Origin of the sequence: Lamprobacter sp., from assembly GCF_034860625.1 — a bacterium.
Lineage (GTDB): Bacteria > Pseudomonadota > Gammaproteobacteria > Chromatiales > Chromatiaceae > Lamprobacter.
Genome location: NZ_JAYESN010000501.1, coordinates 1 through 1442 on the forward strand (window position 1 = coordinate 1; position 1442 = coordinate 1442).

General features: G+C 65.0%; 1 protein-coding gene. It reads right to left on the bottom strand.

Annotated elements, in window-relative coordinates; translation table 11 throughout:
- Nucleotides 1-328: 328 nt before the first annotated feature.
- A complete protein-coding gene (locus tag VBE63_RS29240) occupies nt 329-1366 on the bottom strand; it encodes an IS110 family transposase (protein WP_323686485.1) in 1038 nt (345 codons plus the stop codon).
- Between the last annotated feature and the right edge of the window lie 76 nt (nt 1367-1442).

A 1442-nucleotide genomic window follows, 5' to 3' on the forward strand; every position in this document is an offset into this window, starting at 1 on the left:
ATGTATGGTCCGCCCCGGTGGCGCAAGTGCCGATCGAGTGATGGTGAGAACAGACTGCGTCAATGTATCCGGCCTCGGGTTGGTCGATCACAAGGGATCGCCGGGCCTTGATGGAGATGCGCGCAGCACCGGCCTCATTAGTCCAAAGGCCTCACTGGGCCGCTTTTTTTACCAGGCTCAGGCGCTGCCGCTTGACCGTCTCCGCCATCAATCTTGGGCGCTTGCAGTCACTCGGTGGGATGCTCGGTTAAGAGATGATGAAAGGCGCGGTGCTCACCTCCGCTTGGCTGGTCCGGTGTGGCTGGCGATTGCGTAGGACGCCTCTTCATCAGCCGCTCACCTGCGCCGGTGCAAACGGCTCTCGGCGCTGCAGGACAGCGCAGACGATGCGCGCCAGTTTATTGGCCAACGCGACCACGGCGACATTCGCATGCTTGCGTGCGGTGATCCGCTCAACCCAGTGGCGCAGCCCGTCGTCGGCTGCGCGTTTGCCGGCCACCCGCAGCACCGCGCGGGCGCCATGGATCAACATCATGCGGAGATGGCGATTCCCATGCTTGCTGATACCGAGCAGCCGCGTCTTGCCGCCAGTGCTGTGTTGGCGCGGCACCAGGCCGAGCCAGGCGGCCAGATCCCGGCCACGGCGAAACTGGCTGGCATCGCCGATACCGGCAAGCAGCGCCGTGCCGTTGATCGGCCCAATGCCGGGAATGGTCAACAGCAGCTGCATCAGCGGGTCTTCGCGCGCGAAGGTCGTCAACTCCGCGTTCAACGCTTCAATGCGCGCATCCAGGCGCTTGAGATCCGCAGACAGATCGTGGAGCAGCGCCCGCAGACGATCCGGCAGCCCGTTGTCCGCATCTTCGAGCACCTCGGGCAAGCCCGCACGCAGCCGGCTGAGGCGTTGCGGCAGGACGATGCCGAACTCCAACAGCATGGCGCGAATGCGATTGCCCAGCGCCGTGCGCTCGCCGATCCAGCCGCTGCGTTGGCGGTGCAGCAGCTGCAGGGTCTGGCGCTCCTCGGGCTTGATCGCCACCGCGCGCTCGCGCACCGTCGGGCGGCTCGCCGCCTCGGCGATGGCCTCGGCGTCAACCGTGTCGTTCTTCTGCGATTTTACATAGGGCTTGACGTACTGCGCAGGCAGCAGCAGCGGCTCATGACCAAAGCTCGCCGCCTTGCGTGCGAGGTGATGCGCGCCGGGGCAGGCTTCCATCGCCACGAGCGCTGGTGGCGTGTTGGCCAGGAAACGCATGACAGCGCTGCGCGAGTAAGCGCGACGGCGTTCAACGTGGCCGTTGGCGTCCACGCCGCAGACGTGGAACTTCAGCTTGCCCAGGTCGATGCCAATGATCGTCTCAGCCATGGAATCAGTCCTCCGCAGTGGGTGCTGGTTGCGTGCCTCTGCAGGATAAAGAATGAGGGGCGGACCATTCCATTAG